This window comes from Burkholderiales bacterium (assembly GCA_035518095.1).
In the GTDB taxonomy this organism is placed as follows: domain Bacteria; phylum Pseudomonadota; class Gammaproteobacteria; order Burkholderiales; family JAHFRG01; genus JAHFRG01.
In genome coordinates, this window is sequence record DATIXX010000074.1 from 1 (window position 1) to 14,961 (window position 14,961).

16 protein-coding genes are annotated in these 14,961 nt (G+C 53.2%); 12 read left to right on the top strand and 4 right to left on the bottom strand.

Translation table 11 applies throughout. The features are described 5' to 3' along the window. On the bottom strand, positions 1 to 1,061 hold a 1,061-nt coding region (gene metG / locus VLV32_11710), incomplete at its 3' end, for a methionine--tRNA ligase (protein ID HUL42550.1). A gap of 112 nt (positions 1,062 to 1,173) precedes the next feature. On the opposite strand from metG, the gene apbC reads away from it, so the two are divergent. The 3 genes from apbC to VLV32_11725 all read left to right on the top strand — a co-directional run bounded on the left by apbC (position 1,174) and on the right by VLV32_11725 (position 4,301). Next, the gene (apbC, locus tag VLV32_11715) at positions 1,174 to 2,262 is read left to right on the top strand and encodes an iron-sulfur cluster carrier protein ApbC (protein HUL42551.1); all 1,089 of its coding nucleotides are present in this window, start codon (positions 1,174 to 1,176) and stop codon (positions 2,260 to 2,262) included. 12 nt (positions 2,263 to 2,274) lie between these two features. Beyond that, positions 2,275 to 2,841: a dCTP deaminase gene (gene dcd / locus VLV32_11720; protein ID HUL42552.1), complete on the top strand. Its 567-nt coding sequence runs from the start codon at positions 2,275 to 2,277 to the stop codon at positions 2,839 to 2,841. 287 nt (positions 2,842 to 3,128) lie between these two features. Continuing rightward, positions 3,129 to 4,301 carry a type III PLP-dependent enzyme gene (locus VLV32_11725; GenBank protein HUL42553.1) on the top strand — a complete coding sequence of 391 codons (1,173 nt, stop codon included), beginning with the start codon at positions 3,129 to 3,131 and terminating at the stop codon, positions 4,299 to 4,301. Positions 4,302 to 4,321: 20 nt separating this feature from the next. Here VLV32_11725 and VLV32_11730 read toward each other — a convergent pair whose 3' ends face one another. Next, positions 4,322 to 4,897, bottom strand: a complete 576-nt coding sequence (locus VLV32_11730; GenBank protein ID HUL42554.1) for a dihydrofolate reductase — start codon at positions 4,895 to 4,897, stop codon at positions 4,322 to 4,324. A 71-nt stretch (positions 4,898 to 4,968) separates the two neighbouring features. Between VLV32_11730 and VLV32_11735 the strand changes: the two genes are divergently transcribed. The 4 genes from VLV32_11735 (at position 4,969) to VLV32_11750 (ending at position 9,088) form a co-directional block, all read left to right on the top strand. Then, positions 4,969 to 6,408 (top strand): ATP-binding protein, encoded by a 1,440-nt coding sequence (locus tag VLV32_11735; protein HUL42555.1) that lies wholly within the window; start codon positions 4,969 to 4,971, stop codon positions 6,406 to 6,408. A gap of 71 nt (positions 6,409 to 6,479) precedes the next feature. Then, positions 6,480 to 7,001 (top strand): hypothetical protein, encoded by a 522-nt coding sequence (locus VLV32_11740; protein ID HUL42556.1) that lies wholly within the window; start codon positions 6,480 to 6,482, stop codon positions 6,999 to 7,001. Further along, positions 6,998 to 8,362 carry a sigma 54-interacting transcriptional regulator gene (locus tag VLV32_11745; GenBank protein ID HUL42557.1) on the top strand — a complete coding sequence of 455 codons (1,365 nt, stop codon included), beginning with the start codon at positions 6,998 to 7,000 and terminating at the stop codon, positions 8,360 to 8,362. The genes VLV32_11740 and VLV32_11745 overlap by 4 nt, the downstream gene beginning before the upstream one ends. A gap of 231 nt (positions 8,363 to 8,593) precedes the next feature. Further along, positions 8,594 to 9,088 (top strand): BON domain-containing protein, encoded by a 495-nt coding sequence (locus VLV32_11750; protein HUL42558.1) that lies wholly within the window; start codon positions 8,594 to 8,596, stop codon positions 9,086 to 9,088. 227 nt (positions 9,089 to 9,315) lie between these two features. On the opposite strand, the gene VLV32_11755 is transcribed toward VLV32_11750, so the two are convergent. After that, positions 9,316 to 10,110 (bottom strand): thymidylate synthase, encoded by a 795-nt coding sequence (locus VLV32_11755; GenBank protein ID HUL42559.1) that lies wholly within the window; start codon positions 10,108 to 10,110, stop codon positions 9,316 to 9,318. 121 nt (positions 10,111 to 10,231) lie between these two features. On the opposite strand from VLV32_11755, the gene VLV32_11760 reads away from it, so the two are divergent. Then, positions 10,232 to 11,689 carry a leucyl aminopeptidase family protein gene (locus tag VLV32_11760; protein ID HUL42560.1) on the top strand — a complete coding sequence of 486 codons (1,458 nt, stop codon included), beginning with the start codon at positions 10,232 to 10,234 and terminating at the stop codon, positions 11,687 to 11,689. 19 nt (positions 11,690 to 11,708) lie between these two features. Next, positions 11,709 to 11,900 carry a hypothetical protein gene (locus VLV32_11765; GenBank protein HUL42561.1) on the top strand — a complete coding sequence of 64 codons (192 nt, stop codon included), beginning with the start codon at positions 11,709 to 11,711 and terminating at the stop codon, positions 11,898 to 11,900. A gap of 54 nt (positions 11,901 to 11,954) precedes the next feature. On the opposite strand, the gene VLV32_11770 is transcribed toward VLV32_11765, so the two are convergent. Then, a complete protein-coding gene (locus tag VLV32_11770) occupies positions 11,955 to 12,143 on the bottom strand; it encodes a hypothetical protein (GenBank protein ID HUL42562.1) in 189 nt (62 codons plus the stop codon). Between the two features lie 65 nt (positions 12,144 to 12,208). Here VLV32_11770 and aroC point away from each other — a divergent pair, with 65 nt between their 5' ends. From aroC to VLV32_11785, 3 genes are read left to right on the top strand one after another with little or no spacing between them, the layout of a single operon-like run. Continuing rightward, positions 12,209 to 13,369, top strand: a complete 1,161-nt coding sequence (gene aroC, locus VLV32_11775) for a chorismate synthase (protein HUL42563.1) — start codon at positions 12,209 to 12,211, stop codon at positions 13,367 to 13,369. Then, positions 13,369 to 13,749 (top strand): SRPBCC domain-containing protein, encoded by a 381-nt coding sequence (locus tag VLV32_11780; protein ID HUL42564.1) that lies wholly within the window; start codon positions 13,369 to 13,371, stop codon positions 13,747 to 13,749. The genes aroC and VLV32_11780 overlap by 1 nt, the downstream gene beginning before the upstream one ends. A gap of 33 nt (positions 13,750 to 13,782) precedes the next feature. Then, a complete protein-coding gene (locus tag VLV32_11785) occupies positions 13,783 to 14,925 on the top strand; it encodes an MFS transporter (GenBank protein ID HUL42565.1) in 1,143 nt (380 codons plus the stop codon). Positions 14,926 to 14,961: the final 36 nt, after the last annotated feature.

Here is a 14,961-nt window from a genome sequence, read left to right on the forward strand (position 1 = left end):
GGATTGAGACCCTGCTTAAGGTAACTCTCCGCGGTGATAAAGGTGCCGCGCGATTTGGACATCTTCTCGCCGTTCACGGTAAGGAAACCATGGGCGAAAATTTTGGTGGGCGTGCGGTAGCCGGAATATTTAAGCATCGCAGGCCAGAACAACGCGTGGAAGTAAAGAATATCCTTTCCGATAAAGTGATACAGATCGGCGTTAGAGTCCGTTTTCCAATAGTCATCAAAACTTATTCCTTCCCGCTGGCAAAGGTTCTTGAAGCTGCCCATGTAGCCTATAGGCGCATCGAGCCAGACGTAGAAGAATTTTTTGTTTTCCGTGCCTGGAATTGGAAAGCCGAAGTAGGGCGCGTCGCGTGAGATGTCCCAATCGTGCAGGCCGCCAGCGAACCACTCTTTAAGTTTGTTCGCTGCTTCCGGCTGCAGCCGTTCGCCCGATTGAGTCCATTTCTTGAGGAACGCCTCGCATTTGCCCAGTTGGAAAAAATAGTGTTCCGATTTTCTAGTTATCGGCTTGGCGCCTGAAACGGCTGAATAGGGATTAATCAATTCGGTGGGCGAATAGGCTGAGCCACAGACTTCACAGGCATCGCCGTACTGGTCTTTTGAATGACACTTTGGGCACTCGCCTTTGATGAAGCGGTCAGGCAGGAACATTTCCTTGACCGGGTCATAGAGCTGCTCGATAGCACGCTTCTCGATAAGCTCCGATTTGTCGAGCTTAGCGTAAATGTCGTTGGCGTATTGCTGCGTTTCCGGCGAGTGAGTCGAATAATAGTTATCGAATTCAATATGAAAACCCTTGAAATCCCGCAGGTGCTCGCCGTGCATGCGTTCAATCAAGGCTTCAGGTGTAATCCCTTCGGCCTCTGCCCGTAGCATGATGGGTGTGCCGTGGGTGTCATCGGCACAGACATAGTAACACTTGTGCCCTTGCATTCTCTGGAAACGCACCCAGATATCGGTCTGGATGTATTCGACCAAGTGTCCCAAGTGGATTGCGCCGTTGGCGTAGGGTAGAGCGGAGGTGACCAGGATTTTGCGCGTCACGAGACCCAGCAGGGCTTGAAAAATCGAATTGTATCAAAGCGTAGCTCCGATTAGTATTCGCCGCGAGTATAATTGTTTAAACTTTTACTAGCGCGTGGTGCAATCGATTCGAGGAGATGTAATGGCTATTTCGGAGCAGGAGGTTCAGTCCGCACTCAAGGAATTCGCGGATCCCTATACTCACAAGGACTTTATTTCCACTAAATCGGCCAAGAACATCAAGGTCGACGGCAACGACGTTTCGCTCGAGATTGTGCTGGGTTATCCGGCGAAGAGCGTAAGCGAGCAGATCCGCAAGCAGGTTATTGCCAAGCTTAAGACTCTTTCGGGCATAGGCAATATCAGCGTGAACGTTACCACCAAAATCGTCTCACACAGCGTGCAGCGCGGGGTGAAGCTCATCCCGAACGTCAAAAATATCATTGCCGTGGCCTCTGGCAAGGGCGGGGTGGGAAAATCGACCACCGCGGTCAACCTGGCGTTGGCGCTATCGGCCGAAGGCGCAACGGTCGGGATACTGGATGCGGATATTTATGGCCCTTCGCAGCCCACCATGCTGGGCATCCAGGGTCGCCCGGAATCGCGCGACGGCAAGAGCCTCGAGCCTATGGAAGCGCACGGCCTGCAGGCGATGTCCATAGGGTTTCTGATCGACGTCGAGACGCCAATGGTATGGCGCGGTCCGATGGTGACCCAGGCACTGGAACAGCTGCTTACAGAAACCCGCTGGCGCGAACTGGATTATTTGGTCGTGGATCTCCCTCCGGGCACCGGCGATATTCAATTGACGCTGGCTCAGAAAGTTCCGGTGACCGGCGCAATAATTGTGACCACGCCGCAGGATATCGCGCTGCTCGATGCACGCAAAGGACTCAAGATGTTCGAGAAAGTCGGCATACCCATCATCGGCGTCGTGGAAAACATGAGTACCCATATATGCTCCCGGTGCGGACACGAGGAACATATTTTTGGCGCCGGCGGTGGTGAAAAGATGTGCCAGGACTACAAGGTCGAGTTTCTGGGCGCGCTCCCGCTGGACATTAACATTCGCGAGCATGCGGATTCCGGCAAACCGACAGTAGTCGTTGATCCGGACGGGCGCGTAAGCCAGATTTACCGCAGCATTGCCCGAAAAGCGGCGCTAAAAATTGCTGAGCAGGCGCAAGACAGGACCGCGCTCTTCCCAAAGATTGTAATTCAAAATACCTAAGAATCCTCGCTCGTGTCGATCAAATCAGATAAATGGATTCGCCGCATGGCGGAAAAGCACGGCATGATAGAACCCTTTGAGCCTAATCAGGTAAAACAGCTCAACGGTCGGCAGGTCGTATCCTACGGCACTTCGAGTTACGGCTACGATATTCGCTGCTCAGATGAATTTAAGCTGTTCACCAATATCAATACCACCATTGTGGACCCTAAGAACTTCGATGCCAATTCGTTCGTGGATGTGAAAGGCGACATTTGCATCATCCCGCCGAATTCCTTCGCATTGGCGCGCACCGTCGAGTATTTCCGCATCCCCCGCAATGTGCTGACGTTGTGTCTGGGCAAATCCACTTACGCGCGCTGCGGCATCATCGTTAACGTGACGCCACTGGAACCCGAGTGGGAGGGTTTTGTGACGCTCGAGTTTTCCAATACGACCCCACTACCAGCAAAAATCTATGCCAATGAAGGGGTTGCACAGGTGATTTTCTTTGAGTCGGATGAGGTTTGCTCCACGTCCTACAAGGATCGTGGCGGCAAATACCAGGGCCAGCAGGGCGTAACCCTACCTAAGATTTAGTCTCTCAGACCCGAGTTTCCCCGCCGAAGTTGTAGTATTGCGGTTGGTGAAAATTTTCCTTGCTATTTCCTAGTCCCGCTCCTAGTATTCGAAAAAGTTTTACTTGTAGAAAATTTGTCTTGCAGCCCCCTGACAGGGGCGTATAATTCGCGGTTTTTTATTGCACAGCACCTGGCTCTTTAGGAGGTCATCATGACAAGCGAGGGGAGATACTTCAGCGTGGCTTTTGATGGTCTTATTAACGTACATATTCCTGTTACGTAGCGCCTCGGCTGAAGGAGATTTCGATGCAAATGCGCACCGCAGTACGACGAAGAGTTAAGCACGAAAATATATTCGACACTCACCCTGAAGTCAGTCTGGACTTTGAACATGTCCGGCGCGCCCTGGACCAGGGTTACAGCAAGCCCTTTCTGTTGGTAGATTCCAACATTGTCCGCAACAAAATCCGCCGCTTCAAAAACGCCATGCCACGCGTGCATCCGCACTACGCGGTGAAAGCCAACCCTCATCCCAGGGTCCTGGAGACCCTAATCGAGGAAGGCGCCGGATTCGAAATTGCCTCGACCGCCGAGCTTGATCTCCTACTCGGTCTTGGAGTGAAGGCGCAGGAAATCTATTACAGCAACCCGATAAAGTCGCGCGAATTCGTACAATACGCAGCGGCTAAAGGGGTAGAGTGGTTCGTGGTAGACAGTGTGGAGGAGCTGCGCAAAATTGTGTCCGTAAAGCCCGATGCTAAGCTGTATTTGCGCATTGATACACCGAACATCGGCAGTGATTGGCCGCTTTCTGGCAAATTCGGCGCGCGCCCCACTGAAGTCCGGGATATTATCAGCGCTGCGGTCGATTTGCGAGCGGATCTTGCTGGCGTGACCTTCCACGTCGGCTCCCAGTGCCGCAACCCCCAGAATTGGAGGGTCGGAATAGAGAGCGCACTTAAAATATTCCAGGACATGCGGACGAACGGCCTCAACCCGCGCCTGCTAAATATCGGCGGCGGTTATCCGGTGCGGCACGTTAAACCCATTCCTTCCATCGAGGTCATTGCCGAGGTTGTGAATGCGGCGATCGCCAATGTGCCTGATAGCATACATATCATGGCCGAGCCGGGCCGCTATTTGGTAAGCGATGCAGCGTACTTTGTCTGCCGCGTCATTGGAACTGCGACACGCGCCGGCAAACGCTGGATGTACTGGGACGCAGGCGTGTTTGGCGGCATCATCGAGACGCAGGAGGGCCTTATTTATGAGGTCCGCACTGACCGTAAAGGCGGGCCTATTCCATGGGTGGTGGCCGGACCGACATGTGATTCGATGGACGTCTTGATGCGCGATCATATGCTGCCGGAAGACGTCCAAGAAGGTGACTACATCTACATCCCTAACGCCGGTGCCTACACTAGTTCGTACGCCAGCAATTTCAACGGCTTTCCGTTGCCGGGCGTAATCGTAATTTAGTGTATTGCAGGGCAAGCGGATTACGCTAGGTCGTAATCCGTTTTTATTCGCCCCAGATTTCGGACCCTCTTATAGACGGAAAAATGGAAGTCAAATGGGTTTTTTTCGTCCGCCTTGAACGCTTGCGTCGAGACTTGACTCCATTCTGATAAATCTAAATCGGGCATGAACGTGTCACCCTCTATATCCGCTTGAACTGTCGTGAGGTAAATGCGGTCGGCTTGAGGCAGCGCCAACTCAAATAAATGGGCGCCGCCGATGATGAAAATTTCATCGTCGGAATCGCAGACCGATAGCGCTTGTTGCAGGGAATTCACCACAATTGCACCTGCGACCTTGTAATTCCGATTTCGGGTGACTATAACCATGGTCCGACCGGGCAGCAGGCGGTTAATCGATTCGTAGGTATTTCGCCCCATCACCACGTGATGCCCCATGGTAACTTTCTTGAAAATTTGCAACTCGCCTGGCAGCCGCCACGGTATGCGATTGCCTTTGCCGATCACGCGATTCCTCGACATCGCGGCGATTATGGAAATATGTTTGCCGGACTTGCGGGTAAACGTGGAGGACGTCGTAGAAGCGGGGCCTGGCATGGTTATGCTATCGTATTTAGCAAGCTAATTTGGCAATCCGTGGATTATAAATCAGGGCCGCAGGCGCTTCAGTGAAGTTCTATTATCCGAAATCGTTTTTGCAGCTGATATTGATGGGATTTGTCCTGGTCTCGTTGCCTCTGTTTTTCGCGTTTTTTAATGCCGCACTTTACGTGGACCGACTCGCCAATCAAAGCCAAAAGGCCGTGTATCAGGCGGTGCAGGCGACCCAGGGGAGCCGCATCCTCGTGGAGCAACTCACGCAAATGGAGCGCTCGATACGGCAATTTGTCATTTTGGGCGACCAGAGTCTACTTGAAGATTATGCCACCTCTCATCGGAACTTCCGTCAGACGGCGACGGAACTTGCCCGCCTGCCGCTCGCGGCGGAGCAAAGAAAAAGACTGGACGATCTGGTAGATCGCGAGCAAAAGTTATACGCAAATGTTCAAAAAAATCCGCTGGACCCGCGCGATAGCCGGTCGATGGCGGTCGAGTACGTACTGCTCTCGGATGCCGCCCAGTCGATTCTAGCGCAGAGCAACCTGCTGGTCGATCGGGAGGTCAACGTGTTGCAGCGGACCGCGTATGATGCACAAAGGATTCTCATGTGGCAGGTTCTTGCGTCGGTGCCGATCGCGGTCCTGCTGGCGGTGGGCTTCACGATTTTGATTGCGCGCCCGATTCGACAATTGGATAGCGCGATACGTAATCTCGGCAGCGAACAATTTTCGTCTCCAATCGAGGTCAGTGGGCCGCAAGATTTGGAAAATTTGGGCCAAAGACTGGATTGGCTAAGGACGCGGCTGATCGAGCTCGAACAGCAGAAAACACGGTTTCTGCGACACATCTCGCATGAATTAAAGACGCCGCTTACCGCGATTCGCGAGGGCAGCGAATTGCTGAGCGATGAAGTTGGGGGCAAATTGACCGGGCAGCAGCGGGAAATCGCGGGAATCCTGCGCGCAAGCAGCTTACAATTGCAGGTACTGATCGAAAGCCTGTTAAGCTACCATGCCAGCAAGTTTCGTAACGCGGCGCTTGATCTCAAGCCGGTAAACCTAAAATCGATCATAAACAAGGTGGCGGCAGACCAGAAGCTGGCATTGCTGGCAAAGGGCCTGGAATTAAATACGCGCTGTTGCGATACTTCGGTTCTTGGCGACGAGGGAAAACTGAGAGTTATAGTGGATAATTTGCTGTCTAATGCTATCAAATTTTCTCCGGCGAATGGAGCCATAGAAGTCTATCTTGAACGCGACGACAATGCGCTGCAGCTCGACGTTATAGACAGCGGTCCTGGCATAACCGAGCACGATAAGAGCAGGGTATTCGACGAATTTTTCCAGGGGAAACATGTGCCCGGCAGTCAGGTCAAAGGGACGGGGCTCGGTTTGGCGATTGCCAAGGAGCACGTTATTGCCCACGGAGGAAGCATAGAAATCCTTGATCATGCGAACGGCGGCGCGCATTTCCGGGTTACATTGCCGTGCAGGCGGGCCGGCGAATGAGATTCGATGGCCGATTTCTCCCGGGTGTGGCATTAGTGGCATGCAGCTTGATTTTTTGCAGCTGTACCACTATGAAAAGTGCGCAGCCCGCTGCTGCGCGTCAGATGCTCGAAAAGCCGGATGATGTTGACGGATATTTGGCCTATTATCGTTATGTTTCGAATATGTCTGGTGAAGAACTGAAAAAAGAGTATATGGCTGTAAATCAGGCATATATCAAAGACAAAAACAATCAAAATCGACTACAGTTGGCGCTATTATTGAGCCTGCAGAACGCGAACTTCAAGGACAGCTCCAAGGCACTCGTCCTGCTTAAGGAGTATCTCGCGACTGGCGCAAATGACAATACCCAACTTAGGGATTTTGCCATGCTGCTGTCCGCCTATGTTGCGGAGAATAAGCGGCAGGAAGAAAAGCTAAAAGCAGAACTAAACCGCAATGAAGAGCAGGACCGAAAGCTCGAGGAACTGAAAGGCAGGCTAAAAACCGAGCAGAGCCGAAGCGATGAGCTGGAGCAAAAACTTGAAGCGCTAAAGGGTATTGAAAAAAGCATAAACGAGCGCCAGCAGTCGCAACCCGTTATAACGAGATGAGCTATTTTAAACCGCACATTCTGTTGGTAGATGATGATCCCGGCCTGTTGCGTCTGATTTCGATGAGGCTGAATGCGTCGGGCTATGACGTGGAGTCCGTGGAAAGCGGCGAACAGGCGCTGGCCCGGCTTTCTATATCAATGCCGAATCTGGTGATTACCGATTTGCGCATGCCCGGCATGGACGGAATGGCATTGTTCGAGGCGATTCACAAAACCAACCCCACGCTGCCGGTAGTTATTCTGACCGCGCACGGCTCGATTCCGGATGCGGTTGACGCGACCAAGCGCGGCGTTTTTGGCTTCCTCACCAAGCCTTTTGAAAGCAAGACATTGCTGAGCCAAGTCGAAGCTGCGATCAAACTTGGCGGGGCCACCGGAATTAGTCCCGGCGAGAAAGACAGTGGTTGGCGAAAAGATTTGCTTACCCGCAGCCCGGTCATGGAAGACGTGCTTTCGCAGGCACGCCTGGTTGCGGAGAGTGATGCCAGCGTATTGATCCAGGGAGACAGCGGCACCGGAAAGGAATTGCTGGCGCAAGCCATTCATTTAGCCAGCCCGAGAAGCGGCAAGCCATTTGTCGCGATAAACTGTGGCGCGATACCGGAAAATCTCCTGGAGTCCGAGCTATTTGGCTACGTGAAAGGCTCCTTTACTGGAGCCACTCAGGACCGGAAAGGATTGTTCCAGGCGGCAAATGGAGGCACGTTGTTTCTCGATGAAATCGGCGATATGCCCCTCGCACTGCAAGTAAAGCTGCTCCGCGTGCTGCAGGAGAAACAGTTGCGCCCCGTGGGTTCCACCCAATCGATTCCGGTTGATGTCAGAGTTATTTCCGCCACCCACCACACGTTGGAAGTTCAGATGGCAGCGGGCAAATTCCGAGAAGATCTCTATTACCGGCTGAACGTGGTATCGCTAAAGATACCGCCGCTTGCGGCGCGTCGTGAAGACATTCCGCTGCTTGCTGGCCATTTTCTCAAAACACTAAGTGCCAAATACAACAAAAACATAAACGGTTTTGCCCTGGAAGCGCTGGAGCAGCTGGTTAGCGCGCCTTGGCCCGGCAATGTTCGCCAACTGCTTAATGTTATAGAGCAGGCAGTGGCGCTGTGTACGACCCCGATCGTTCCCCTGACGCTGGTGCAGAAAGCCTTGCACGGCAATGAAGAGCACGACTATTCTTCACTGGCCGATGCCAAGAAACATTTTGAACGCGAATATTTGGCGCAGCTTTTAAAAATAACCAACGGTAATGTGACGCGGGCCGCGCGCTTGGCAAAGCGTAACCGCACCGAGTTTTACAAGTTGCTCAAACGACACGCACTTGATCCGGCGTTATTTAAGATCCGCAAGTCCTGAAAATCGGGCGCTTGTCGCCATTTAAAGACTGTAAAAGCCGCCGTCTTTCAATGGAATGAAATGCATCCGGTCGTTGCCGTCGCCGCTCGGCGACACAGTTTCAAAAGTTTATCGATGCAATTTAATCTCACCGTATTGAATTATATGGCAATTGTGCTTCTGGCACGTTGCCTGCAATGGGTATCGCGCGGTTGCCAGAACTTCAGAGAGCGGAGAGTTGGAGGAGAAATTATGATTGCGGAAACTTGCAAGAGTGCCGCCGCGCTTGTATTGCTGGCGTGCATTCCTGTATTTGCGCAGGATGATCCGGTGAAAGTGAACGCTGACGTTATCGCAGCATTTAACAGATACGACGCCAATCACGACGGTTATTTAAGCAAAAGCGAGCTGAAAAAACGCGAGGATTTATTGCGGATATTTGCAGATGCCGATGCCAACCACGATGGGAAGCTGGATGTGAACGAATACGCTGCCGCGGAAACAGCATTGCAGCGCGCAAACGCGGAGCGCTATCTGGATGACGACATCATTACCGCGAAGGTCAAAGCCGCCTTACTCGAGGACCCGGACATGAAATCGCAGGATGTGAGCGTGGAAACCTACCGTGGAAATGTTCTACTGAGCGGATTCGTGGAACATCAAAGCCAGGTACGAAAGGCCGGGCGCATCGCATCAGGTGTGCGCGGTGTGGTATCGGTCAAAAACGCCCTGACGCTGCGGATTTAGGCAGGGGTAAAGATGACCGATCCTGCGCGGCGTGAAATCCAGAATTCACCCGCGGGAAATTATAACAGCTGCTTCGATGATATTTTTCAGCGCAGGTGGAATTACCGCTTCGTCAACCTTACCGTATATTTGCGTTGCTGCTCACTGTCTTTATGAACCGGATCTTCTGAGGGATCGAAGATCGAGGAACGGAGGCATCTCGTCTTTTGCTGTTTTCTTCACGGGCACTACACAGCGATCGGCGCTTTGATCGCTGGATGCGGCTCGTACCCTTGCAAACGAAAATCCTCGTACTTGAAGTCATTTATATTACTGACCGAAGGATTAATGTGCATCACCGGCAGTTTCTTCGGTTGCCGCGACAGCTGTTCACGGGCCTGCTCCACATGATTAAGGTACAGATGGACGTCACCAAAAGTGTGGATAAATTCACCCGGCGTGAGCTTGCAGACTTGCGCCAGCATCTGCGTTAGCAGCGCGTAGGACGCAATGTTGAAAGGAACGCCGAGAAACACGTCGGCGCTGCGTTGGTAAAGCTGGCAGGAAAGCCTCTTCCGAACAACGTAAAATTGGAAAAACGCGTGGCATGGCAAGAGCGCCATTTTGTCGAGATCCGCCACGTTCCAAGCTGAAACTACAAGCCTCCTAGAATCCGGATTTCTCCCGATTTCCTCGATAATTCTGGCAATCTGGTCTATGTGTCCTCCGCCGGGCGTGGGCCAGGAGCGCCATTGAAAGCCGTACACCGGCCCAAGGTCCCCTTTTTCGTTTGCCCATTCATCCCAAATAGTGACGCCATTTTTCTTAAGGTAGTCGATGTTGGTCTCGCCTTTGAGAAACCACAGCAACTCGTGAATGACGGATTTCACATGGATTTTTTTGGTGGTAAGGAGCGGAAACCCGGCATTAAGGTCAAAACGCAGTTGATGGCCGAAAATACTCAAGGTACCGGTGCCGGTGCGGTCATTTTTCGGTACACCGCGATCGAGGATGTGCTGCATCAAGTCCAAGTACTGGCGCATTCTTGAGAGCCTAAGTTAAAACCGGCTGCCGGGCAACGGGTTCTGAAAATCTTTTGATTCGCAGGCCGGAAGCTTGGTTATAATCCAGCAATAATTTTTATTTTACCGCACCAAGGTACCCATGCTGGCCAAACTTGCGCCGCACGCGTCAGTGCTGTCCGTTGTTGAGCTTGCAGAGATCTCCCACGTTCTGTTCGTACTCCCGAAGAGCGAACAGCTTCCGGTTTTTCCGGGATCGGAAACGTTGCGGGCGCTGTTGAAACGCCGCGCGATGAAAGCTTCACAACTGGCCGGCACTCCGCTTTTTGGCACGCTTCCGCACGGCGGGCTGGCGGCATGGACAATGCTGGATTTGACCAAACCCGTATTCGAACAGCACACCGTGTTGCGCAAGGCGGTGCAGCCGCTGCTTGAGGAAAATCCGAAGACGCTTTGTATCTCGGTTCATGGAACTCGTGACGAACGTGCAAAGGCCGGGCACCTTGCGGCGTACGTAGCCTGGGCCAATGGGGCCGAACTGCCGCAGAGGAAAAAGAAACCGCAATTCAAATCGCTTGCCGCAATTGCGATTTATGGCGCCCCTGAAAGTAACGGTTTTGAAGCGCTGCGGGCGCGCGCGGAAGGCAACGTGCTGTGCCGTGAACTCACCATTTTGCCCCCCAACGAACTTACCCCGGAGCTGTACCGCCAGCGCATCAGGAAAATTGCGAAAGATTGCGGTTGGGAGCATGAGGAATTCGGGCTGCAAAAACTGCGCAAAATGGGAGCGGGAGCATTTGTCGCGGTTGCGCAGGGCAGTTTTGAGGAAGACGCCGCGATCGTGCATTTGCGCTATCGTCATAGGCGGGCAAAACACTCGCTGGCGCTGGTGGGCAAAGGCATCTGCTTCGACACCGGCGGACACAACCTCAAACCGGCCCGTTCCATGCACGGCATGCACCAAGACATGAACGGCTCGGCCGTGTGCCTTGGGATTCTGCTCGGCGCGACACGGGCGGAGCTCGCGGTTAATGTCGATTGCTGGTTAGCGATTGCGCAGAATCACATCGGTCCTAAGGCCTATAAGCAGAACGAAGTGGTGAAAGCGCTCAACGGGACCACCATCGAAATTGTGCATACCGATGCCGAAGGACGCATGGTACTGGCAGACACACTGACCATGGCAGCAAAAGGCAAACCTGCAGTGATCATAGATTTCGCCACACTCACCGGCAGCATGGTGGTGGCGCTGGGCGAGCGCTATTCCGGGGTGCTAGGCAATCGCGAGGGTTTGCTGGCGCAGGCGGTCGCAGCGGGCAAGGCAAGTGGCGAGAGGATGTGCTTGTTTCCGCTGGATGAGGATTACGAGCAGGCGCTGGATAGCAAGATTGCAGATATTAAGCAGTGCACGCTTGATGGCGAAGCTGACCACATCCTTGCGGGGTGCTTCCTCAAGCGCTTTGTGCACGATCTGCCGTGGTTGCATGTCGATTTGTCTGCAAGCAGCTGCAAAGGGGGCTTAGGGGCGGTCGCATCGGACATAACTGGATTCGGAGTCGGCTGGGGCATGGAGATGATCAAGACCATTATCCGCGCATGAATTTGCAAAGGGAAAGCATATGAAACCATTTACCGTTACTGCAGTAGCCATTTTTATTCTGGTGGCGATTGTACATTTATTGAGGCTCGTATTCGACTGGGACATTACCGTGAACGGCTTTGTGATTCCGATGTGGGTGAGCGTGCTCGGCTTGTTTATTCCGGGTGCGCTGGCTTATTTTCTCTGGCGCGAGGCGTACAAGACTAAATAGCGTGCCGCGGGTTTTGCTGCACGATGTTGCCGCTTGCGGCCATTAACACATTTTTCATCTTGGTTTCCTGTCCCACACGTAGCGCACGAAGCGCTGCCAACGGTTTTGCTTCTGCGCGAGTTTATTTTTGGTTTTCGCCGCCTGGCGGTCGCGCTCCACGCCGCACTTCACCTGTTCATGGATTTGCCGCAGGGTCAAACCCCCGGGGCCCTTAAGATTATCCGGATCGTTGTTGGAAGACACCTTTACTCCACTGAAATACACAGGGGATATGTTAAACTTTATTGCTATTTTTTTCGAGGAAAATCATGTCAGGCAATACCCTGGGACGACTCTTCTGCGTGACTTCCTTCGGTGAATCGCACGGGCCCGCGATCGGCTGCGTGGTCGACGGTTGCCCTCCCGGGATGGCGCTTACTGCGGAGGACATTCAGAAAGAGTTGGATCGCCGCAAACCCGGCACTTCGCGCCATGTCTCGCAGCGCAGGGAATCCGACACGGTGGAAATCCTTTCCGGCGTATTTGAAGGCAAAACCACTGGCACGCCGATAGCGCTCTTGATCCGCAATGAAGACGCACGCAGCAAAGACTATGGAAATATCATGGACACCTTCCGTCCCGGGCACGCCGATTACACCTACTGGCAAAAATACGGCGCTCGCGATTACCGTGGCGGGGGCAGACAATCGGCTCGCGAGACGGCAGTGCGTGTTGCAGCGGCAGCAATTGCCAGGAAATGGCTGAATGAGAAATACGGTGTAGTGATCCGCGGCTACATGTCGCAACTCGGCCCCATCGAAATCCCGTTCAAAACCTGGAACGCGGTGAAGGACAATCCGTTTTTTGCTGCGGACGACAGCATGGTTCCGCAGCTTGAGGAATTCATGGACAAGCTCAGGAAATCCGGCGATTCCTGCGGTGCAAGAATTACAGCGATCGCAGAGCACGTACCGGTGGGCTGGGGTGAGCCGGTATTCGACAAGCTGGATGCGGATATCGCCCACGCCATGATGAGCATCAACGCAGTGAAAGCAGTGGAAATCGGCGCGGGTATCGCTTCAGTCAAACAAGCGGGAAGCGAGCATTCGGATGAAATGACTCCGCAAGGATTTTTGAGCAATAACGCTGGCGGAATTCTTGGCGGTATTTCTACCGGGCAGAATATCGTGGTCAATATCGCGGTGAAGCCTACTTCGAGCATTCGCCTGCCGCGTCGTTCCATTGACAAACAGGGCAAGCCCACCGTGGTCGAAACACACGGACGCCACGATCCGTGCGTCGGCATTCGCGCCACTCCGATCGCCGAGGCCATGCTGGCGCTGGTGCTTATGGATCATGCGCTGCGCCACCGTGGCCAAAATGCGGATGTGCGGTGTCCAACGCCTACAATCCCATCGCGAGCTGAAAAAGACACGCATTCCGACAGCAAAGCTATGCCCAAAGAAAATCCGGATCCGGATGAGGCCTGATGAATATTACCAGGCAGTCGATACGGTTCAGTGCGTCGCCTGAGAGTTTGTTTGATGCATACCTCAGCTCTAGAAGGCACGCCGCGATACTCGGCAGCAGGGTTTCAATCGGCAAGGCGGTCAGCAGACGCTTTACTGCATTTAACGGCATTCTTTCGGGCAAGAATCTGCTGATTGTTGCGAAAGAACTTATTGTTCAGTCGTGGCGTTCGCGCAAGTGGAAGAAAACGCATCCGGATTCAATCTTAATCTTGATGTTCAGCAAGTACGGGCGTGGTGCGCAGATTGATCTGGTTCACGTGAATATCCCGCGGCATGATTTACGAGGCGTAACCCGTGGCTGGAAAGTTACTACTGGAAACCCTGGTTTGAATACTTGAAGCGCCAGCGCTAGAAACCCGCGTTCTTCGCGCATGCCAAGCCATCCGTACTGGCGTCTCTCCAGTTTCTACTTTTTTTATTTCGCTTTTGTCGGCGCGTTTTCGCCTTATTGGAGTCTGTACCTCAAATCCCTAAGTTTCAGCGCTTCGGAAATCGGCGTACTGATGTCGTTATTGATGGTAACGCGCATTTTTGCACCTACGCTCTGGGGCTGGTTGGCGGACCGCAGCGGAAAGCGCGCTGGAATTGTCCAAATCGCCGGGGCATTAAGCTTTGCAAGCTATCTCGGAGTATTTTTCGGCAGGAGTTTCTGGTGGATGTTTGGGGTCATGACGCTGCTGAGTTTTTTTTGGAGCGCATCGTTGCCGCTGGTGGAAGCGATCACCCTCAGTCACCTGGGGGACAGCACTGCGCGATACGGGCGGGTGAGACTATGGGGCTCCATCGGCTTTATCATCGCTGTCATAGGCACTGGTTACATCTTGGACGTTGCACACGTTCACAGTCTGCTTTGGCTAGTGCTGGGGACAATTGCGGGAATTCTTGTTTTTTCGCGCTATATTCCTGAGATCGAAACCGCGGTCCACCACACCGACCGCTTCCCGGTGTCGCAAATAATCAGGCGACCGGAAGTTGCAGCACTGTTCGCTGCTTGCTTCCTGATGGTAGCCGCGCACGGACCGTTTTACACTTTCTATTCCCTATATTTAGTGGCACACGGATACAGCAAGGGCGCAATAGGCTGGTTGTGGGCGGTGGGTGTGATTTGTGAGATCGCGGCATTCATCGGCATGCCGCGCATCATGCAGCGCTTTTCCGTTCCGCAGATTCTAGGTATGAGTTTTACACTTGCCGTCATCCGCTTTCTTTTGATCGGCTGGTTGGTCAATTCCGTAGCTTTCATTTTATTTGCGCAGGTGTTGCACGCTGCGACTTTTGGTACTTATCACGCCACTGCGATGGCGGCCATCCATCACTACTTCCGCGGCAGGCATCAGGCCACGGGGCAGGCACTTTATACCAGCCTTACTTTCGGTGCCGGCGGCACGTTCGGCGCGCTGATTAGCGGTTACCTTTGGGATTACTTGGGTGCAAGCCTAACGTTCAGTATGGCTTCGCTTTTCGCGCTGTGCGGGCTTTTGCTGATAGTCTGGAAATTTAGGCTTAGGAGCTGAACTGGAACCTGTTCTAGCGCCTCTCAATATGTAATA